This window comes from Rhodococcus sp. JVH1 (genome assembly GCF_000280725.2).
Classification (GTDB): domain Bacteria; phylum Actinomycetota; class Actinomycetes; order Mycobacteriales; family Mycobacteriaceae; genus Rhodococcus_F; species Rhodococcus_F jostii_A.
This window is the reverse complement of sequence record NZ_CP166289.1, coordinates 6048023-6069313: the sequence shown is the minus strand read 5'-3', so window position 1 is coordinate 6069313 and position 21291 is coordinate 6048023. Positions and strand designations below refer to the sequence as shown.

Below are 21291 nucleotides of genomic sequence, written 5' to 3'. Positions count from 1 at the left end.
CACCGGGCCGATTTCCCTTCTGGAAGGAGGTGCGCCCGAATGGTTCCGTTCCCCGCACTCACCGCCACCGGCCCCGGTCGACTGCTCGACGCCCTCGCACGCGACGTTCCCCTGGTCTGCGGCATCGTCAACGTGACCCCGGATTCGTTCTCCGACGGTGGTCGGTACCTCGACACCGCCGCCGCGGTCGAACACGCCCTGTCGCTGGTCGCAGAGGGCGCCGACCTCCTCGACATCGGCGGCGAGTCGACCCGTCCCGGGTCCCGCCCGCCGTCCGTCGCGGAGGAAATCGCGCGCGTGGTTCCGGTAGTTGCAGCCCTCGCGATGTCGACGTCGGTACCGATCTCCGTCGACACCTCGAGACCGGACGTCATGCGAGAGGCGGTCACCGCCGGCGCGTCGATGATCAACGACGTTCGCGCCCTCCGGCTTCCGGGTGCACTGCGGACCGCGGCCGATCTGGACGTGCCCGTGTGCCTGATGCACATGCGCGGCGAGCCCGAAACGATGCAGAGGTCGCCGGAGTACGACGACGTCGTGTCCGAGGTGCGCCGGTTCCTCATCGACCGTGTCGGCGCCTGCCGGGGCGCGGGAATTCCGCTCGAGCACATCATGGTCGACCCGGGTTTCGGCTTCGGCAAGACCCTCGCCCACAACCTCGCGCTGTTATCCGAGCTGCGGCAGATCACCGATCTCGGTGTTCCCGTGATGGCCGGACTGTCCCGGAAGGGCATGCTGGGCACGATCACCGGTCGCGGCGTCGAGCACCGTCAGGCCGCCTCGGTGGCCGCTGCCCTGATTGCCGCGCAGAACGGGGCAGCCGTCCTCCGGGTGCACGACGTCGCCGCCACCGTGGACGCGGTGTCCGTGCTCCGCGCACTCGTATATCGTGGTCCCGCCAGCTTCAGTCACGCGTCGAATCGAGTCTCCGCACTGTGAACACCTCCGTGTCCGCCGCCGGTCTCGCGACGATCGGTCCCGCTGAAGCGCAGCTGATCGATGCCGGTGTCCAGCTGATGGAGACGATGTATCACGATCCGCGGACCGGCTTGCGGCACGCGGAGCGTCACCTGCGACGGCTGGCCCGTTCGGCGGCGGTGCTCGGGTACGAGTTCCGGGAACGTGACGTCCGGCGCCACCTCGCGCAGCGGCTGTCGGGCGTCGGCCCGGCTCGGGTCCGCGTGCGCCTGCACCGCGACGGCGGGGTGGACGTCGATGTCTTCGGGCCGCCGGTCGCACCCGCGTCGGTGTCTCTCGCACTCGACGACGAGCCCGTCGACTCCCGGGACGTCCTCCTCGGACACAAGACGACGCTGCGTGAGCGTTACGACCGCAGGCGACACCGCCATCCCGGGGCCGACGACGTCGTGCTGGTCAACGAGCTCGGGCACGTCACCGAGACCACGATCGCGAATGTCGCCGCCCGGATCGACGGCGTCTGGTGGACGCCACCATTGGCGTCGGGGTGCCTGCCCGGTGTGGAGCGGTCGTGGCAGCTCGACCGCGGGCTGATGCGCGAACGCATTCTCACGCCGGGCGATCTCCTGGCCGCTGAAGCGCTGGCCGTGACGAGCTCACTCAAAGGCGTGCTCCCCGCGACCCTCCGGCCGTAGCCACTTCATTTCCGGACGTTTCCGGACCACCTCTTGACCCACCCCCATGCCTAACCTACTGTTATTACACACACTGATATATCAATATCAGACCTATTGGATCACAGCGCGACTCCGCGACCACTACGCCCGACTGTCAAAGGAAAAGGCATGAGAGCTGGAAAGATTCCCTCTGATCGACGGTTCACGGCAACGCACAGCTGGTTGGCCCTCGCACCGGGACAGAGCTTCTCCGACTACCCGCTCCGGGCCGGGGTCACGGACACGGCACTCGACGAGGTCGAGGTGGTCGGACTGGAACTTCCGACAGTCCGCAGCACGATCGAGGCAGGCGCCCCGTGCGCCCTCGTGTGGACGTCCGCCCGGACCGTCGTCACGGTGAACGCGCCGATCAGCGGACTCGTCACGATGACGAACACCGACGCCGCCGAGAACCCGCAACTCGTCGCCGACGACCCGTTCCACCATGGCTGGCTGTTCGCCGTTCTCCCCTCGCCGACGTCGTCGGCATACGGACTTCTGACCCCCGCGCAATACGCGAACGAACTCAGTGAGGCGGTGTAATCCCATGACCATCAGCGTGTTCGACCTGTTCTCCGTCGGCGTCGGCCCCTCGAGTTCGCACACCGTCGGACCGATGCGCGCCGCCGCGAGGTTCGTCTCCGACCTCCGCGCCCTCGACGCCCTGTCTGCAGTGGCGCACATCCGCGTCGACCTGTACGGGTCGCTCGCGGCGACCGGAGCGGGCCACGGGACGATGTCCGCGGTGCTGCTCGGGCTCGAGGGGTACTTTCCCGAGAAGATCGAGACCGAGGAGATGGAACGACGTCTCGAGGAGATGCGCAGCATCCGGCGCATCAGGGTCGGCGGTTCGCACGAGGTCGCGCTCGCCGAGGACGAGATCGTCCTCCATCCGCTGACCATCCTGCCGCTGCACCCGAACGGGATGAGGATCACCGCGTCCACGGCCGCCGGCGTCGAGATCCACAGCGAAACCTACTTTTCCGTCGGCGGCGGCTTCGTCGTCACCCAAGCGGAGAGCGCACAGCCGCCACGCGCCGCCACCGGTGGCCTGTCGTTCGGGTCCGCCAAGGAACTCCTCGACATCGCGGCCCGCCACGGCTACACCATCAGTGACGTGATGCTCCAGTTCGAACGCGAAACGCGGTCGACCGTGGAGATCTACGAACGGCTCCTCCATATCCGCGACGTCATGGTGGAATGCGAGAAGCGCGGGATCGCGCGCAACGGGATCCTTCCCGGCGCCCTACGCGTGCGCCGGCGGGCACGGGACTGGTATCTCCGCCTGGATCAGGAAGACCCGCACCGTGATCCCGCATTCGCCGAGGACTGGATCAACCTCGTCGCCCTGGCCGTCAACGAGGAGAACGCATCCGGCGGCCGCATCGTCACCGCGCCGACCAACGGGGCCGCGGGCATCATCCCCGCGGTGCTGCACTACGCCGTTCACTACACCCCGGCCGGGAAGTCGGATCCCGACGACACCGCGATCCGCTTCCTCCTCGCCGCCGGCGCCGTCGGATCGCTGTACAAGGAACGCGCGTCGATCTCCGGAGCCGAGGTCGGCTGTCAGGGCGAGGTGGGTTCCGCCGCGTCGATGGCCGCCGCCGGGCTTGCGGAGATCCTCGGCGGCACAATCGAACAGGTGGAGAATGCCGCGGAGATCGCGATGGAACACAGCCTCGGTCTGACGTGCGATCCCATCGAAGGGCTGGTGCAGATTCCGTGCATCGAACGCAACGCGATCTCGGCGGGCAAGGCCATCAACGCTGCTCGCATGGCCTTGCGCGGCGACGGCACCCACCGGGTCAGCCTCGACCAGGTGATCGAGACGATGCGCTCGACCGGCGCAGACATGCTGTCGAAGTACAAGGAAACGTCGACCGGCGGTCTGGCCGTCAACGTCCCGGTCAACTATGTCGAGTGCTGACATGATCACCGACGAACTTCGCCTTCTCCCCGCCCGCGCCGCCCAGTTCATCCGCCGGCACCCGGTTCCGGAGCGCGGCGACTACACGCCCGAGACCCGGCTGTCGGTGCTCGACGTCCTCGTGCACTGTGCTCCGGTCCGCGGCGACGCGTTCGTCGCGTTCCAACTGCTGAGCCGATGTGAGCTGCCCGGGTCTTACCTTCTCCACCTCGACGTCGTGGACGACGCACTGTCCGCCCTCGACACGTTCGCCGTGACGGAACACGAATGCGAGCAGAGCTTCGGCCCGAACTGGCCGGACGTCGTGCGACATGCCGTGGAAGCGGCAGCCCTCCTGCACGAGAATTTCGGTGCGCTGACGCGGACGAGAAGTGTCGTCGACAGCCGTCGACGGCTCGGCGCCTGGATCTGCGCACGTGAGGCGGCCTGGGACGCGGGCCGGATCACATCCTGGTATCGCGCCCAGGACGCCGCCTGGGAACGGCACTTCATGGACGAGGCGACAGTGCGCGAGGACGAGCGACTGTGCGCGGACATCGCGACCGCGGTGCGCGACGCGGCAGCAGCGCACGCGGTTGCGGATCTCGTCGGGCGGCACGACTTCACCAGCGCGCACTTCGACACCCTGCTCGATCCGTGGCGGATGGCCGCCGCGCCTCTGTTGCCGCGGGACGATTACTGCGGGGCCGCGAGCACGGTGTCGACGAACGTCCACGGTAGCTCGGGATGACCGTTCTCCCGCAGCGCTGACAGCGTTTCAGATCCGGCGGGCGGCGCGACTACCGCTGTCATTCGCATGACCGACAGCGGAGCCGCCTGCGTCACAGGCCATTTCGCTCGCGGATACCATCATCGGAAGACGGGATCGAAATCACGAAGGCACTGTCGCGAGGCGCATGTGCCGGTGGTCCTGTCGAGGCCCCACCCACCCTGAACGAGGTAAATATGAAGGCTCGACGGTTAGTACTCAGCGTCCTCGGTTGTGCCGCCATTTCGATGGCAGCCGCGCCCTCCGCACAGGCGGCGACGATCTTCGACTTCCTTCCCCCGCAGATTGCGTCCCTGATTCCGAGCGGTTCGGCCGACGCCGTGAACCCCCTCCTGCCGCCCGCACCCGCCGCTCCGGCAGCACCGGCCCCCGCACCGCAGGTCGCGCCGGCACCGCAGGCTCCCGCACCTCGCGCGGGCTACAAGAACTGCACCGAAGCCCGCAACGCCGGTGTGACGCCCATCTACCGTGGCCAGGACGGTTACGCGCCGCACCTCGACCGCGACAACGACGGCATCGCCTGCGAGTAGTCGATCATCGGCGCGCCTCCCGCACACGCACCCCTTCTGCGCCCCCGCACCCCTTGTCGAGCCCGAGACCGGGTGCGCCTACCGAGAAGGGGTGCGTGTGTGCTTCGTGGCGCCTCGGCCGTCGTGCAGGTGTCGCCATTCCCCGTGCGGCACACGGCGCTCGGCACTAAGTTCGGCGATGACGGTTGAGGTACTACGCGAGGGGGCAGTCCGGCATGAGCAGGACACATTTCACGGCTCTGACACTGGGCGCGGTCGCGCTGGCCGGGGGTGCCGCACTCACTGCGGGCGCCGGAACGGCCGCGGCGGACGTCCTCACCGAGATCAACGGCTGCAGGATCGTGGCGAATCCGAACCCCGACGATCGCACGACCTGCCCGGGCGCCGATCTGAGTTCCGCGAATCTGGCCGGCTTGAACCTGAGCTTCGCCGACCTGTCGGGGGCGAACCTGAAACGGGCGAACCTCACCGGCACCAACTTCGCTGCCGCGAATCTGTCGTACGCCGATCTGAGCGACGCGAACATCACCGGCACGAACTTCACGGATTCGCAGCGCAATGCGGTGATCCTGTACAGCACCGAGATCGACATCTTCGGCACGATCGTCGGGGACATGAACATCACGACCGAACCCGAATGGTCCACCGAGGCCCACGAGCGCGCACTCGCCTCGGTCGTCCCGGTGACACCGACACCGACACCTCCGGCTCCGTAAACCACTCCTGACCCATTCACCCGGGCCGCGCACTGCGCGGTCCGGGTTTTCGTATGCCCACACCCCTTGACATTGGATACCCGCACTATCCACTATTAGATAGTATCGGTATCCAATATTGGGAGGCATCCGATGACGACGATCGACCCCACCCGTTCGACGCACCACTACGACGGCGAACTGGTGGTCTTCCTGATCGGAATGACCATCAACCGACCCTGGAGACCGGACCTGTGGCTGCCCACTTTCCTCGCGATGCCGAGGATGCTGCGCGAACTGTCCGAGGACCCGGATTCGGGTCTGATGGGCTACCGCCTGACGTTCGAGGGGCGCGGCCCGACGGTGATCCAGTACTGGAACTCCGTCGACAAGCTGTACGCCTACGCCAGTGACAGCCGAGCGAAGCATCGTCCGGCCTGGGCCGCATTCAACCGGCGGGCCCGCAAGGCACCCGGGGCGGTCGGCGTCTGGCACGAGACCTATCCGGTGGACCATGCCGAGTCGATCTACGTCGGCACGCCGGCGATGGGGCTGGCCCGCGCCACCGCACGTGTGCCCGTCACACAGAAGTTCAGCCGAGCCCGAGACCGGCTGTCCCGCAGCAACAACACCCACGATCAGTGATCAATTCAGGAGAAATCATGGAACCCTTGATCGCCCTCGTTGCCGTCACTCTGGCACTCCTCGTCGCAGGCGCGGCGGGTGTGCGCCGATGCCGGCCGTGGCCTGTTGCCCTGCGGGGCGGCCTCGCGGCCATGTTCACGCTGACGGGCATGGCCCATTTCGTCGGGATGCGTGCGGAACTTGTCGCCATGGTCCCGCCGTCGCTGCCGAACCCCGAGCTACTGGTGACCGTGACCGGTCTGCTCGAACTGGCCGGCGCCGCAGGGCTGCTGATACGACGCACCGCGCCGTGGGCGGCGGGCTGCCTCACCGCCCTGCTCATCGTGATGTTCCCGGCGAACGTGTACGCCGCCGTGGAGGGACTCTCTACGGGACCGTTCGAAGCCCTGATCCCCCGGACACTCCTGCAGGTCGTCTTCGTGTCGGCGACACTCGCGGTCGTGATCGCTTACCGGGGGAGCCGGGCTACGGAATCACCCTCCGAAGCCCACTCGCCCGCAGCACCCGGCGTTGCACTCCCGCCCGCACTGCATCCTCGGACCCGATGATCCGCACGTGCTTTCGTGCCCGGGTAATCGCCGTGTACAGCAATTCGCGAGTCAGCAGCGACGACGCCTCGCCGGGAAGAACCACGGACACCGTGTCGTACTGGCTGCCCTGACTGCGGTGAATCGTCATCGCGTACACCGTCTGCACCGCGGACAGATGCGTCGGATGCAACAGGAACGGTTCGTTGCCCCGCACGAATGCGGCGACGAGTTCGACGTCGTCGCGGCGCACGATCACCCCGGTGTCGCCGTTGTAGATCTTCGTTTCGTGATCATTGGCAGTCACCATCAGCGGCTGGCCCGGATACCAGCGATCCGGGTTCAGCCGCTGCCCGATCGTCTCCCCAATCCACTCCATCGCCTGCCGCGCCCACCGCTGCACGCCGTACGGACCTTCCCGGTGCGCGCACAACAGCCGGTGCCCCTCCGAATGCCGCAGTGCAGCAAAGGCATCACCGGATTCCGCGGCTGCGGTGACTGCGGCGGCCGTCCCCACCACGTCCGCCCGCAGTGCGTCCAGGTCTTCCGGACTGTGGAACGACACCTCGGGGAAACCGCTCGACAGGATTTTCATGACCTCGTCCGGTTCGCCCTTCCGCACCGCGACAGCCAACTGGGCGATGCCGCCGCCGAACCGCCGCCCGCGGCTGAGCCGGACCACTCCGCCCCGCAACCTGTCCCGTTCCCCCGCACTCAAGGCGGCCTCGAGCGGATCGTCGGCTGCCTCCAGGTCGGCGCCGACGATCCTGGCGAGCACCGGATTCTCGGTTCCCGTCACCGGCCGGGCCACGAGATCGGCCAGGACCGCGCCCGCGTCGACGGACGTCAGCTGATCGGGGTCGCCGACGAGCACCAACCGGGTGTCCGGGCGGACCGCCTCGAGGAGCCGGCACATCATCGTCAGCGACACCATCGACGTCTCGTCGACCACGATCGCGTCGTAGGGCAGGTGATTGTTCGCGTTGTAGCGGAACCGGCTGCCACGTCCGCGCTGCCAACCCAGCAGCCGGTGCAGCGTCATCGCGGTCAGGTCGGGCGGCAACCCGAGTGCGTCGGACTGCTCGCGCACCGACTCCTGCAACCGCGCCGCGGCTTTCCCGGTGGGTGCGGCGAGCGCGATCCGGAGGCCCGGACCGGGCTGCCTGGTCAGCAGCGCCAGCACCCGGGCGACGGTGTGCGTCTTACCTGTTCCGGGTCCGCCGACGACCACCGACGTCCATTGTGTGGCGGCCACCGCGGCGGCGATTCGCTGCCGGTCCGGTGCCGGAGCCGGCGCCCCGTCGTCGTGCTGGTCGCGGAACAACGCGTCCAAGCCCTCCCGCAGCGACTGCTCGTCGACGAGGGGATACCCGACGGCGCGCTGGTCGAGTACCCGCCGGATGGTCGCTTCCTGCCGGAAGTACCGGTCGAGGTAGAGCAGTCCGCCCTCGGCCGTGTCGACGAGCCGCAGCGGCCGCAGCGGACCCGCCGAACCACCGGTGACCAGCGGACTCCGCCGCAGTGCCTCGACGACGATGCCGTCGTCCGGCCAGGGCAGTGCGTCGAGATCGACTTCAGACTCCTCGTCGACGGTCACCTCACGGAGCCGCGTCAGGTCCAGGCACACCGAGCCGGACCGCACCGCGCGCACCGCCAGCGCGGTGGCCAGTACGACGTCTTCCGAGGATTCGCCTCCGAGCGCCGACAACCGCAACGCGACGTGCACGTCCGCGGCGGCGAGCACACCGGCCTCGTTGAACACTCGCAGCATCCCCTTGCCGCGCTGCGCCACCTGCACCTCGGTCATCGCGTCCCCTCGTGCTCGGAGCTCGACCCGGACAGCAGATCGGACAGCTCGGTGATCAACGCGGCGGGCGGTGCCCAGTCGAAGACTCCGCATCCGGGCGGGGTGTCGGGGCCGACCATTCCGCGAACGAACAGGTACTGGACGCCACCGAGGTGCACCGCCGGATCGTAGTTCGGTTGCCGCCAGCGCAGGTAGCGATGCAACGCAACGGAATACAGCAATGCCTGCAGCGGATAGTGCGCCCGCACCATCTCGGCGGCCATGCTCTCGCGGGTGTAGTGCGCGGTGGTGAGGTCGCCTTGCGCGAGGCGATTGGTCTTGTAGTCGACGACGACGTATCGCGGTCCGGGCAGTCGCAGCACGGCGTCGATGCTGCCGGTGAGGTATCCGCGCAGCGGGGTCGGTTCGAGTGTCTGCACGGCGTGGGCGTACGACCGCAGCGGATCGTCGACGGGAAGGTGGGTGCGCAGCAGCTCGCCGACGCCGTCGAGCATCACGGTGAGCGAGGGCGTGTCGCCGCCGGCCAGCGGCAGTTCGAAGTCGAGTTCCGCCAGCAGGTCTGCGGGTGCGATGTCGGCGAGCGTCGTTTCGGCCCCCGCGCCGAGGGGCGTCCGCAGCACGGGCAGCAGCGCCGTCGCCAGCTGGGCGGGGTCGATGTCCGACAACGTCGACGCGATCACGTCGCGGCAGCACCGCAGAACCTCTGCATCCAGGTCGGGTGCCGCGGTGTCGACGATCTCGAAGACGGCGTGGACGAGCGTGCCGAACGTCGCGCCGCCGGGCAGCTCGTTCATCGTCGACGCCACCCCCGAAGTGATGTCGGCCGGCGCCTGTAAGGGAGGTTCGGCCGGTTCGTCCGTCTTCTCCTCGACCTCGGCCTCACTGCCCACCGCGGGCGCGTCGTGCGCAGATGCCGTCAACGCCGAATACGACGTGCGACGCCATCGCGTGTCGAGCAGCCGCCGGAAGCGGGCGGCTTCCAGGTCTCCGCGGGGCTCCCGCTGTGGTGTCCACCCGACCCGCACGATCGGGTCGGAACCCACCGCCTCGACGGTCACCGTCTCCGGAGCTGCCGTCCCCCACGCGGACAACCGTTCCGCGACAACCGGATCCTCGGGAACGGTGACCTTCTGCGGGACCTCCCGCTGCCCGGGCTGCCGTCCCAGGATCATCCGGTGCAGCGGCGCGCCCGCCGTCGTGAACGCCGGTGCCCACCACACCACGAGCCCGCACATCGCCCGGGTGACCGCGACATACAGCAGCCGCAACTCCTCCCCCGCCTCTTCCGCGTCGTGCCGGTTCCTGCGGTCCGCGTAGCCGGGGCTGCCCGGACCACCGACGTCGAGGATGCGTCGTCCGTCGTCGTCGTGCAGCAGCAGTTTGCTCGGTTTCGAGATCTTGGCGGCGTCCCAGGCGTACGGCAGGTACACGAGCGGGAATTCGAGGCCCTTGCTGGCGTGGACGGTCGCGATCTGCACCGCCGCGGCGTCGCTGTCGAGTCGTCGGCTGCGGTCCACCCCACCCGAGGACGGGTCCTTCATGCGTTCGGTGAGCCAGCGGGTGACGGCCGTCAGACCGAGCGACTGCTCGACGGCGGCACCGTTGAGCAACTGCGCCACGTGCCGGAGATCGGTCAGTGCCCGCTCGCCCGCTGCCACCCGCAGGAGTCTCGCCTCCAGCGCGGCGACCGCGGACAGTCGTTCGAACAGCGCCGCGAAACCGGACTGGGCGAACACCGCGCCCAGCTCCCGGAGCTGCCCACCGACCTCGGCGACGATGTCGTCGCCGCGAGCGTCGAGTTCCTCGGCCGTGTGTCCGAGCAGCGGGGTGAGCGCGGCCAGCCGCACCCGGTCGGACCGGTGCGGTTGCTCGATGGCCTGCAGGATCCAAAGCCAGTGCTGCGCAGCCGGAGTGGTGAAGACACTGGCCCCGCCGGCGAGCACGGACGGCACACCCGCCCGGTCGAGGGCGTCGTGGACCAGTGTGATCTGCGCGTTGGTGCGCACCAGGACGGCGATGTCGCCGGGTTCGACGAGTCGGGCGCTCCCCCCGACGTCGAGTGTCGCGCCGCCGTCGAGGAGAGCGACGACGTCGGCGGCGAGGTCTGCCGCGATCCGCTTCCGGAGCGGCCCGACCGCGGGGTATCCCGACTTGTTGATCGGCCCGGCGCCGGTCCTCGGCAGATACCGCAGCCGTAGCGGCGCGGCGCCCGTCAGACGCGACTTCGGTCTCGCACCGTCGACGCGGTGCACCACGATCTCGGGATGCCCGAGCGCGGCGCCGCCGTGCAGATATTCGAGGCCGTCGAGGAGTTCCTGATCGCTGCGCCAGTTGGTGGTCAACTCCTGGTGACGGTCGGCCGACCGCACCGCGTCCAGATAGCTGAGCACCTCCGCGCCGCGGAACGCGTAGATGGCCTGCTTCGGATCGCCGACGAGCACCAGCGTTCCGCTGCCGTGGAACGTGCGGCGCAGAATGTCCCATTGCAGCGGGTCGGTGTCCTGGAACTCGTCGACGAGCACCACGCCGTAGCGTTCGCGGACACGCCGGCAGGCCGCCGCACCGTGCTCGGGATCGCTGAGGACGCGGTGGAGCAGCATCGGCAGATCGTCGAAATCACGCAGACCCACTGCGCGTTTGCGCCGTTCGACTTCGGCGCGCACCGCCTCGGCGAACGCCACCCGGTCCCCGGCCGGGGTGCCCCGCGTATCTTCCGGGGCGAGCACGGCCTGCGGGTCGAAGATGGCGGCCCGGGCGGCCGCGGTGGCCTCCGCCGGCGTGAACGGGGCCGACCCGACGCGACTGTAGGCGCGCAGGTACAGGTCGGCGATCACCTCCGTCGTGAGGTCGTCGGCGGCCTCGACCAGGACCGTGTCGGGGTCGCGTTCGCCCGCGATGCCGAGCCCGTCGAGCATGCGCTGACAGAAGCTGTGGGTGGTGACGATGGTGGCGGCGTCGAAGTCCGACAATGCTTGCAGCAGGCGCCGGCGCCGCAGCGTCACCTCGCCGGTGTCGGCTTCGGCGAGATGCCGGATCAGCTGATCCGCGCTCAGCCGTGCCGCTGCCGGATCGGCCAATGCGGCTGCGGCGGAACCGAATCGTTCACGGGTGCGTTCCCGCAGCTCCTGAGTGGCCGCCCGGCTGAACGTCACCAGCAACAGCTGGGACAGGTCCACGCCTCCCTCGGCGACGAAGCGGGCGGCCAGGCCGACGATCGCGTACGTCTTGCCGGTGCCGGCGCTCGCCTCGAGCACCGTCGTACCCTCCGGCAGCGGACCGAGGAGGTCGAAGCCGCGCGCGCCGGTCACGGCTGCGCCAACGTCTCGGCGGCGAGCAGCGGCGCCCACAGTTGCCGGGCGTAGTTCTCGATGGTCACCGCGTCGCCGAGGACGTCGATGCCCGGTGAGGACCCGTACACGTACGTGATGTGCCGGTCGCGTGAGTCACCGAAGTCACTGCTCCATTCCTTCCGGGCCGCCTCGATCGCGTCCTCCATGCTGCTGCCGCCGTGGCGTCGTTCGGCATACGCCGCCGACGCGCCCGTGGCGATCGGCAACGGCGCGTGCAGCCCCAGATCGCGCAGTTCGACGAGTCGCACCAACTCCTCTAGTGCGTTTTCGGGTGCGGTAAGGGTCGAGCGCCACGCCGGACGGCTGTACGCGCCGCGGCCGGTCGTCACGGCAGTCCATTCGGTCTCGTTGTCGGACGCCGCGACCGCCAGCAACTGCGCCCAGGCGGCGAGGCGGTGTTTCGGCCCCAACTTCGAATACGTGGTGGTCGCGATCACCGACCCGTGCACCCCGCCGACGGTGCCGGTGAGGCGCCGTCCGGAACCGAGATCGACATCGACGTCCACGGTTTCCGCCCGCCCGACGTGCACGGACCCGCTGACGGCGACGAGCGACTCGACCGCGTGCTCGATTCCACCGAGCACCGACTCCCCCAACTTGAACGGCGGCAACGTCCCGCGGCGCCACTCCGCGGCGCGGAAGTCGGCCAGTTCGACTCCCGTCAGCCTCGCGACGAGCATCCTCTGGCCGAGATCCCACCGGGCCAGCGGATCGGGCGACACCTCCAGTGCGTCGGCGAGGTCCTCGTCCACGTCGGGGACCCGCAGCCCCAGCCGTTGCCGCAGAAACGCCTGCGTCGGGTGCACCAGGAACGCGATGAGGTCGGCGAGATCGACGTCCCCGAGGGGCGGCGGCACGAGCGGTGCCGGCAGGAATGCGGGCTCCGGTTCAGGCGGGTGCTGCGCGGCACGGGCACCGGCGAGCGCCGCCCGATCGAAACTGAACGGGTGCTCGGGCCGGAAGTTGCGTGCATCGAACGGCTGCAACGGATGCCGGGTCACGATTCGGGGCAGGGCGTCGCTCCCGACGGTGGCCGCCACCGCGTCGAGCAATTCGGACAGCGGGATCGCCGGCGGCCGGGACATGCCGGTGACGGGGTCGGCGCCCGTATAGAACAGCAGGAGTTTCTCACTCGCCGACATCACGGCGTCGAGCAGCAACTGCCGATCCTCGCTGCGCGGATCACGTTCGCCGAGAAGGGGATTACGGGCCAGCACGTCGTCGCCGTCCACGCTCACCCCGCGCGGGAACACTTCGTCGTCGAGGCCGAGGAGAACGACCACGCGGTGCGGCACCGACCGCATCGGCACCATGGTGCACACCGTCAGCTCGCCGGTGCGGAAGTTCGCTCGGGTGGGACGGCCCGCGAGCCGGGTGGCCAGCATCGCGCGCACGTCCGACAGTCGCAGGACCGCGTCGCCGCCGTGCTCCATCGCCGCCCCGAGTTCTCGTCGCGCCTGCGCGAGTTGCCACGTGTCGGCGGCGCTGACGTCGACGAGCAGATCGAGTGCCCGGGTGAGCGCGCTCGACCAGTCCGCGACCGACTGCGGCCCGCCGAGCCCGCGCAGCGCGACGTCGAGCCGGTCGACGAATTCGGCCAGCCGACCGGTGAGGTCGATGTCGTTGCTGTCGACGTCGTCGAGCGGCAGCGCCAGGGCGAGCCATTCGCCGTCGGACTCGTCGGCGGCGGCACCGAGCAGGATGCGGTCGAGCGCGGTGGTGAACGTGTTCTGCGGGAAGTCGCCGAGACCGAACGCCGCGCGCTGCCGCGGACCGATTCCCCAGCGGGCTCCTGTCGCGGTCGCCCACTCCCGGATCCGTTCGAGGTCGTCGTCGCCGAACCGGAACCGCCTGCGCACCGGCGCGGCCGCCGACAGGTCGAGGACCTGGCTCGCCGTCACCCTCGCGTCGGCGAGTTCGAGGAGAGTCGACACCACGGCGAGAACCGGATTGGTCTGGTGCAGGGCACGGTCCGCGAGCCGGACCCGCAGACGATGGCCGGGATGCCCGAGCACGTCCTGCCCGAACGCCGCCCGGATCAGCGGGGCGTACGACTCGACGTCGGGGCACATGACGAGCACGTCACGCGGTTCGAGAGTCGGATCGTCCTCGAAGAGATGTAGGAGGCATTCGCGCAGGACCTCCACCTGGCGGGCCGGTCCGTGACAGGCGTGGACCTGGACGGAGGTGTCGGCCGTGCACTCGGCGAGCGCGGGCGCCCGATCGTCCCGGACATCCGCCTGCAGGCACCCCAGCAGGGAGTCGCGGGGCGCAGGCCCCTCGTGGTGGAGGTCGTCGACGTCGAGGCGGGTCAGCCTCGACTCGAGTTCGCGGACGTCCCGCGCCAGGCTCGACAGCAGCGGGTGGGCGACGGACAGCGCGGTGGGGTCGTCGGCACGTGCGAGCACGCTGTCCGCCGTCGACAACGACGACCACATGGCGGGACTCGGATGCGGAAGCCACAGGTGCACATCACGATTGACGGCGAGGGCGGCGAGGACGGCGATCTGATCGGTCGCGAGGCGCGTCGGACCGAACAGTGATAATCGGGCGGGGAGTTCGACGAGATCCGGTTCCGCGCGCAGCCGGGCGCAAGCGGAGCCGAGCCGCTCGGCGGGAGCGGGGCTGCCGATCTTCTCGCGCAGCCGCCGCCACAGTTCGGCCTGCCAGAGAAGGTCGTCGTCGAGTGGACCGCCCGCACCGTCGGTGTCGCGACCACCGGCCCAGTCGACCAGCATCGCCGGCCGCTGTGCGGCGTAGCTGCGGAACAGATCGGTGAGGTGTGACGCGGTGGCGTAGCGCCGGCCCGGCCGGTGATCGTCCGGGTCGCGGTCCGGGAGACCGTGCCCGAGGTGTTTCGCGAGGACGGCGCACCAGGGCTCACCGAGGCAGTCGTCGACGACGCCGAGCAACGCCCACAGCACCCGGGACGGATTCCACGGATCGTCGTCGGCGGACACCCCGGTGGCGGCGGCGAGGCACTCGTCGACGAGCCGGGTCGGTGACGGGAAGTCGATGTTCGCGGCCACCCCGTCGCCGACGCCGGGCCGGGCACCGAGCGCGGTCGAGAGCCGCTGTGTGAGCCAGCGCTCCACCCCCTTCGCCGGGACAGCCACGACCTCCCGGGCGAACGGATCGGACAGCGGGTTCGCGAGCACGTCGCCGAGAGCCGACGCGAGAGTGGTGGAACGCTCGGCGCGATGCAGTACGAGCACGTGGCCTCCCTTCGCTCCCCAACTCCGGTCGGCTCAGACTTACCACACCCCACCGACTCGGGAGGCCCACTCTGCAGGTGAGTGGCAAAGTGTGCCGGGGCACGCTTCGCCACGCACGTCAGCGGCCGGGGCGCGCCTGGGTGAGGTGCGGGACCCAGCCGTGGGTGGGCCACTTCTTCAGACCGACCTTGGCGGGGACGATGCGCTTGTTCACGAATTGGCTCTCCAGTTCGGTGTCGGGCTCGCCGGTGAACCGCCACAGCGCCGCGTCACCGGGTCGTGCGACCGACGACCAGGACTTGGCACGGTATGCGGCTCGAACGATGTTGTCCGCGAACACGATCACCGGGATGTCGTCGGTGTTGCGCACGGCAGCGCCCGCCGCCCACGCGCCGCGGGACAGTTCGTACACCTCTTCCGGCGTCACGCCGCGCCGGGACGCGGCGGGCACCTCGAGGACGACGCAGGGGGTGGGGAGGTTCGGGACGGGTTCTGCTGCGTACTGCAACACGAGGTCGTCGACGGGCACCGCGCGATGCTCGCCCGCGCCACCGGCGAGATTGCTGAGCACCGCACCGTCGTTAAGCCCGAGCGCTCCCACGACTCCGCTGCGCACCGCGCCGGCGACGTCACCGGTGTCGGCGATCCGATGCGCCACGACGTAGTGCTCGACCTCGTGGCCGGAGTCGTAGATCTCGCGGATGCGGGCGATCGTCGCGGCCTTCACCTCGGCGCTGTCGGTCTCCGGATCCTCGAGCGTCTTCCGGTGCTCGTTCTCGGCCAACGCCTCCCACACGTAGCCGTACACCCGGGTGCCGCGCCCGGCGCCGACGTAGAACACCGACCTGTTGCGGGGATCGAGGAGCGCGTAGACGTAGGTGCCGAGTTCCTCACCGACCCGCTTCGGGAAGGGCTGCGGCGCGTGGCGGGTCTGATACACCTCCTTCAGGATCAGGCGCAGCGCCGCCAGTTTCAACGCGACGGGTACACCGCCGTCGATGCCGTCGAAGAGTGCGGTGGCCGCGCCCTGCACGGAGGAGAAGGTGTGCCCGATGTGCCGTTCCAGCGACTTCGTGACGTCCGCGAACTGCGCGAACCGCACCCGGGGGTCGGGTGCCGCGTTGTCCAGGTCGTTGGACGCGAGGAAAGTCTGGACCTCGGAATTGTCGAGCCAGCGAGAAGTGATGTCGATCGGGATCGTCCAGACGGTAGCCATGCCCCTACCGTAAGGGAAAACCTCGGTGAAGAACTCGCACGAGGAAGGCTCGAGGAGATTCGAACCCTTTCGACGTGCTACCGAGTGCGGGAGGATGGAGTGGTACCCATTCCGACGCAGGTTGGGAGAACATTCATGACAGCGCCCAGCTACTCCACCCGCACGGCCGTCGACATCGCGGTCGGCATTCTCATCGCCTTCCGCGGATGCTCCGAGAACGACGCGTTCACCGAACTCGCGGAGACGTCGCGTCGACACAAGGTCGCCCTCGCGCGCACCGCCCGCGCACTGATCGCGTTCATCCAGACCCATCACCACGACCTTCCCGCGTCCGACATCACGGCTGCCGCTCTGCAGTGGAGCCACGCCACTCCGTACCGCGGCGCGTTCGGTACGGCCGCGTGAATTCGGTCGAAGTCTGAGAATTCTCTGGCTTCGACGGCGCGACGCTGCCCAAACCTTCAGACTCGATGTGAGACCGAACGACCAGCGCACCGAGATACGAAGAGGTAACTGAGTTGACGATCCGCAAAATCACGGTTGCCGCGGTAGCGATCGCCGCAGCCCTCACGATGTCCGCTTGTGGTTCCGACGAGCCGTCCGGGCCGAGCGCGACCACCACGTCCACGACCACGGCGGCGGCCGAGACCACCGACGACCTCGTTCTGCCCACCGCAGCCGAACTCAACGCCCTGCTGGCGAAGGGCCTCGACCCGGCCACTCCCCTCGAGGAGAAGATCGCGATGGTGGAGGGTTCGGAGCAGGACCCGAACCTGTTCAATCAGGTCGCTGCCGCCGCCCAGCAGGCGGGTGCGCAGGTCACGGTCCTGGACCCGGTGATCGACAACGGTGACGGCAGCGCCAGCGCGCAGCTGCAGCTGACGATCAACGGCCAGGTGCAGCAGAACACCCTGCCCGCCATCTTCGTGCCCGGCGAGAACGGGACGTGGAAATTGTCGAAGGCGACGGCATGCTCCATCGTGGCGATCGCGCAGCTGACGTCACCGGCCTGCCCGCCCGCCTGATCCGGACTTCCGCGTCACGCACCTTCCAGGGCCTCCCCGATCTCCTGGACGGCGCGGTTGTGCTGATCGGTGATCAGGATGTGTCCTGCCGCGATGGTCAGGGCAACCGGCCATTCGATGATCTCGACGGCGGCGAGCAAGCCGATCGCCGCGAAGAACGCCAGTTGCTCGGGCCTCGGCAGCGGCACCCTGCCGAGGATCGGTAGCTGCACCGCGAAGCCGCGTGCCTCCCGCACCCGCTGGACGGCGTCGCTCTGCGACTCCGCCTCCGACGTTTGTTGGGCCATGGTTCGTCTCCCTTGTCCGTGCCGTTTCCCGGTCAGCCACCTTGATCGCGGACCGTGTCAGCTGTGCTGAGTTCCGTCGCCCAGACCGCTGCCGGTGTCGTCTCCGCCGCCGGGGACCCGTTGACCGGGGTGGTCACCCGTGTCCTCACCCCACCGCTGCGGGAGGTGTACGCCGTGCTGCTGCGGGCGGGTGTGATCGACATCGTCGACTGATCGCCCGCAAGCTTTTCGAGCAGCCCCGGTGCGAACGCGGCTGCCGCGGTCGCCGCACCCGCGCATCCCAGCGCCTGCCCCCACCCGACCGGTCCGAGCGGGGTGCAGCCGAGGAGCTGGCTGACCCCGGGTGTACCGACCATCACGGTGAGTGCGGCCAGTGATCCGCCCGCGGTGAGCACCACGAGCGGGCTCCGCGAGTCGATCAGCGTCTGACCCAGCTGCGTGCCGACCAATGCCACCAGCCCCACCGTCGACGCCCGGCGTTGCCTGCCCGTCACGCTCGCCAGCGCCCACGCCGTCGTCGCGCCTGCCGCGGTGGCGGCGCCGCGGATCGCGACGGTCCGCCACAGCGCAGCGCTGTCCGGTCCGCGGCCCTCTCCCCGGGCCTGTTCGTTGGGCGGGCTCACCGCGAGCGCGGCAGCGGGCAGGGCGTCCGTGAGCACGTTCACCAACAGGAGCTGACGCGCCGTGAGCGGCGACCGTCCGGCGATCGCGCTGCCGATCAGGGCGAACGCCACCTCCCCGGCATTTCCGCCGAGCAGCACGGACACCCCCGCCTGCACCCGCCGCCACAGCTGACGGCCCTCGTCGAGGGCGTCGAGCAACGCGTCGACGCGGCCGTCGAGGAGTACCACATCCGCGGCGCTGCGGGCCGGGTCGCTGCCGCGCGAGCTGACACCGATCCCCACGCTGGCCGCCCGGATCGCGGCCGCGTCGTTGGCGCCGTCGCCGACCATCGCGCAGACGTGACCGACGCGTTCGAGGGTCTGGACGATCTGCACCTTGTTCTCGGGCGACATCCGGGCGAAGACGACGCACTTCTCGACGGCGTTCTCCTGCCCCCGGTGCGAGAGGGTGTCCCAGTCGGTCCCGCTGATCACCTGCTCGGACGACACGGCCAGTCCCAGCTCCCGTGTGATGGCGGTGGCGGTGACGGGATGGTCGCCGGTGATCAGCCGGACCCCGACCTGTAGCCGTTCCAGGTCCGGCAGCAGTCCGGCCGCTTCGGGTCGTGGGGTGTCGGCCAGCCCGAGCAGTCCGACGAGGTGCAGGTCGCTGCCGCACAGATCGTCGAGTACCGCGGCGTCGTCGGCCGCGCGGCGCGCCTGGAAGGACGTGACGGTCCGGCGGGCGACGGCGATGACGCGCAATCCGTCGGCAGCCATGCCGAGAACGGTGTCGTGGACGGCGTCGGCGTCGATACCGGTGCACGCCGCGACCACGACCTCCGGTGCACCCTTCACCGACAGCTGCGTCCCCGACAGCGCGGCCGAGTAGGGCCGGCCGGAGCGGAACGGCAGGACGCTGCTCCGGTCGTCCTCCCGCGGAAGCAGACCCACTGCCGCGTCGGCGATCGCGACGTCGGTGGCGTGCGCGGCCGGACCGCCGTCGGGCGTCACGGCGCTCCGGCCCGCGCACGCGAGGACGTCCTCGCGATCGAACCCCGGTTCCGGGACGGCGGTGACAACCCGCAGGCGGTTCTCGCTCAGGGTGCCCGTCTTGTCGAAGCACACCACGTCGACGCGGCCGAGCGCCTCGACGGACCGCGGTGCCCGCACCAGCGCGCCCGACTTCGTCAGTCTGCGTGCGGCGGCCTGCTGCGCCAAGGTCGCGACCAGCGGAAGACCCTCGGGAACCGCCGCCACCGCGACCGCGACGCCGCTCGTGACGGCCTGCCGCAGTCCGGTGCCTCGCAAGAACCCCACGGCTGTGACCAGGGCCCCACCGCCCACGCTGACGGGCAGCACCCGGTCGGTGAGGCTTCTGAGCTGCGCCTGCAGACCCACGTGCGACGCACTCGCGGGGGTGAGCGCACCCGCGCGTCCCGCTTCCGTTGCGTCGCCGACCGCGGTGACGATCGCCGACGCCGTGCCGGTGAGGATCGTGGTACCCGCGAACACCATGCATGCACGTTCGCTGAGCGGCGCGCCCGGGGTCGGCGACGGCTGCTTGCTCACCGGCAGCGATTCCCCGGTGAGCGAGGACTCGTCGACCTCGACGCCCGACGCCTCGACGAGCCGGCCGTCGGCGGGCACCACCTCGCCGGGGCCGATCTCGATCACGTCGCCCGGCCGCAACCGGGAGGCCTCCACCCGCTCGGTCACGCGGCGCTCCGGGGACCCGGCGACGCGGTGCGCGGGCGGATCGCCCGCCGCCAGCAACCGGTTCAGCAGACGTTCCGCGTGCAGGCGTTGCACGGCCGACAGCGCGGCGTTGCCCGCCAGCACGGACCCCACGAGCACCGCGTCGATCGGCGACCCCAGCAGGGCGCTCGCCGCCGATCCGGTGGCGAGGACGGGGGTCAGCGGATCCGACAGTTCCGTGCGCATGGCCCGGCCGAAATCCCAGGCCAGCCCGACCGGCCACGCGGTGAGCCGCCCGATCGCCTCGAACGGGGTCAGCACCAGATTCACCGACCGGCGCCGGGACGCCGCGGCCTCCTCGTCGTCGCGCGCGGGCAGCAGCCGGCGCACGTCCGTCGCCGGCATCTCGTGCCAGGCGTGAACCGGGGCGGCGGGCGGAACCTCGGCCCGCAGGACACTGCGCGCGAGGGAGTGCCCCGTCCACAGTCCTGCGGCCGCGCCGACCGTGACGGGTCCGGGTCCGCGCCCACGCACTCCCGGCAGCATGACGAGCGCACCGAGCATCGACGCCGCCGTTGCGATCTCGACGCCACGCCGGCTCGCCGTCCGCGCGTCCGGCAGGGACCGCAGCACCCGCCAGACCCCGACGAGGTCGTCGACCAGCAGGTCCGCGCACCACGGCGGCGGGGCGTCATCGGCGAGGACACCGATACCGACGTCGGCGGACGACAGGGCGTGCGGCGCCCGGCTTGCGACCACCGCCACCGTCGCGCCGTTGGCCTGCAACTGCGCGACGGCGTCGCGCAGGTCCGTGTCCAGTGATCCGCTCGAGGGGAGCAGATCGTCGAACGCCGAGCGGAGTCCGCCGAGCGTGTCCACGTTCACCGACACCACCTGGGCGCCGGACGTGCGCGCCTGCGCGAGCACGGCCGCCGCGCTCGGATGGTGGGCAGGCGTCACGAGTACGGCGGCATCTTCGTCCACAGCTGCCGCGGCGACGTCGTCCGGCAGGTCGGTCAGCGCGTGCCAGCCCACCCCGAGGGCGCCGGCCTCGACGGCAGATCGAGCGGCCTCCCACACTCTCGTCCGGTCGGCGTCCCGAACCGCACGGATGCCGCTCACCCGGAGCTCCGCTGTGTGCAGCACCGCCGGGTCCACGACCACCGCGTCGACCCGGTCCAGGCAGCGCAGCGCGCCGGGACGCAGGGCCAGCACGGCATGTCGATCGGCCAGTCCACGGCCGAGTGTCGCGGCGAAGGCCTCACGCGCGGTGCGCGCCGCCTTCGGCGCGGCGACCAGGGCCGCGTCCGCGGCGCCCGCGACGCTTCGGGTCGCCGCTCCCACCGCGGTCGCGCCCACCC

17 protein-coding genes and 1 pseudogene are annotated in these 21291 nt (G+C 70.0%); 12 read left to right on the top strand and 6 right to left on the bottom strand.

What is annotated here, in order from left to right:
* The first annotated feature begins 39 nt into the window (after positions 1-39).
* From folP to JVH1_RS28170, 9 genes are all read left to right on the top strand, one after another.
* A complete protein-coding gene (gene folP, locus JVH1_RS28210) occupies positions 40-939 on the top strand; it encodes a dihydropteroate synthase (protein WP_009474518.1) in 900 nt (299 codons plus the stop codon).
* On the top strand, positions 936-1613 hold the full coding sequence (locus tag JVH1_RS28205) for an aminotransferase class IV (RefSeq protein ID WP_009474519.1): 678 nt from the start codon (positions 936-938) through the stop codon (positions 1611-1613). The genes folP and JVH1_RS28205 overlap by 4 nt, the downstream gene beginning before the upstream one ends.
* A gap of 150 nt (positions 1614-1763) precedes the next feature.
* Positions 1764-2177, top strand: a complete 414-nt coding sequence (locus JVH1_RS28200; protein ID WP_009474520.1) for a glycine cleavage system protein H — start codon at positions 1764-1766, stop codon at positions 2175-2177.
* 4 nt (positions 2178-2181) lie between these two features.
* On the top strand, positions 2182-3564 hold the full coding sequence (locus JVH1_RS28195) for an L-serine ammonia-lyase (protein WP_009474521.1): 1383 nt from the start codon (positions 2182-2184) through the stop codon (positions 3562-3564).
* A 1-nt stretch (position 3565) separates the two neighbouring features.
* Complete coding sequence (locus JVH1_RS28190; protein ID WP_009474522.1) at positions 3566-4294, top strand: hypothetical protein; 729 nt, start codon at positions 3566-3568, stop codon at positions 4292-4294.
* Between the two features lie 215 nt (positions 4295-4509).
* Positions 4510-4863 carry an excalibur calcium-binding domain-containing protein gene (locus JVH1_RS28185; RefSeq protein WP_009474523.1) on the top strand — a complete coding sequence of 118 codons (354 nt, stop codon included), beginning with the start codon at positions 4510-4512 and terminating at the stop codon, positions 4861-4863.
* Positions 4864-5078: 215 nt separating this feature from the next.
* Complete coding sequence (locus JVH1_RS28180) at positions 5079-5579, top strand: pentapeptide repeat-containing protein (RefSeq protein WP_009474524.1); 501 nt, start codon at positions 5079-5081, stop codon at positions 5577-5579.
* A gap of 132 nt (positions 5580-5711) precedes the next feature.
* The gene (locus tag JVH1_RS28175) at positions 5712-6203 is read left to right on the top strand and encodes a DUF4188 domain-containing protein (protein ID WP_009474525.1); all 492 of its coding nucleotides are present in this window, start codon (positions 5712-5714) and stop codon (positions 6201-6203) included.
* Between the two features lie 17 nt (positions 6204-6220).
* On the top strand, positions 6221-6751 hold the full coding sequence (locus tag JVH1_RS28170; RefSeq protein ID WP_083849729.1) for a DoxX family protein: 531 nt from the start codon (positions 6221-6223) through the stop codon (positions 6749-6751).
* Here the strand turns inward: JVH1_RS28170 and recD are convergent.
* The 4 genes from recD to JVH1_RS28150 all read right to left on the bottom strand — a co-directional run bounded on the left by recD (position 6669) and on the right by JVH1_RS28150 (position 16318).
* Positions 6669-8537: an exodeoxyribonuclease V subunit alpha gene (gene recD / locus JVH1_RS28165; RefSeq protein WP_009474526.1), complete on the bottom strand. Its 1869-nt coding sequence runs from the start codon at positions 8535-8537 to the stop codon at positions 6669-6671. The two genes, JVH1_RS28170 and recD, sit on opposite strands and share 83 nt — an antisense overlap.
* Positions 8534-11884 (bottom strand): UvrD-helicase domain-containing protein, encoded by a 3351-nt coding sequence (locus JVH1_RS28160; RefSeq protein ID WP_043778646.1) that lies wholly within the window; start codon positions 11882-11884, stop codon positions 8534-8536. Before JVH1_RS28160 ends, recD begins: the two co-directional genes overlap by 4 nt.
* Positions 11842-15102, bottom strand: a complete 3261-nt coding sequence (gene recC / locus JVH1_RS28155) for an exodeoxyribonuclease V subunit gamma (RefSeq protein WP_009474528.1) — start codon at positions 15100-15102, stop codon at positions 11842-11844. Before recC ends, JVH1_RS28160 begins: the two co-directional genes overlap by 43 nt.
* A gap of 118 nt (positions 15103-15220) precedes the next feature.
* On the bottom strand, positions 15221-16318 hold the full coding sequence (locus JVH1_RS28150; RefSeq protein WP_009474529.1) for a GIY-YIG nuclease family protein: 1098 nt from the start codon (positions 16316-16318) through the stop codon (positions 15221-15223).
* Positions 16319-16453: 135 nt separating this feature from the next.
* On the opposite strand from JVH1_RS28150, the gene JVH1_RS28145 reads away from it, so the two are divergent.
* Together JVH1_RS28145 and JVH1_RS28140 are read left to right on the top strand one after the other, a co-directional pair.
* Positions 16454-16723 (top strand): ANTAR domain-containing protein, encoded by a 270-nt coding sequence (locus tag JVH1_RS28145; RefSeq protein ID WP_043778649.1) that lies wholly within the window; start codon positions 16454-16456, stop codon positions 16721-16723.
* 113 nt (positions 16724-16836) lie between these two features.
* A complete protein-coding gene (locus tag JVH1_RS28140) occupies positions 16837-17343 on the top strand; it encodes a hypothetical protein (protein ID WP_005252352.1) in 507 nt (168 codons plus the stop codon).
* A gap of 14 nt (positions 17344-17357) precedes the next feature.
* Here the strand turns inward: JVH1_RS28140 and JVH1_RS28135 are convergent, their stop codons facing one another.
* A complete protein-coding gene (locus JVH1_RS28135) occupies positions 17358-17630 on the bottom strand; it encodes a hypothetical protein (RefSeq protein WP_009474531.1) in 273 nt (90 codons plus the stop codon).
* A gap of 54 nt (positions 17631-17684) precedes the next feature.
* Here JVH1_RS28135 and JVH1_RS28130 point away from each other — a divergent pair, with 54 nt between their 5' ends.
* On the top strand, positions 17685-17843 hold the full coding sequence (locus JVH1_RS28130; RefSeq protein ID WP_371113098.1) for an Rv1535 domain-containing protein: 159 nt from the start codon (positions 17685-17687) through the stop codon (positions 17841-17843).
* 101 nt (positions 17844-17944) lie between these two features.
* Here the strand turns inward: JVH1_RS28130 and JVH1_RS28125 are convergent.
* A pseudogene (locus tag JVH1_RS28125) lies at positions 17945-20176 on the bottom strand (cation-translocating P-type ATPase); the annotation flags it as partial.
* Positions 20177-21291: the final 1115 nt, after the last annotated feature.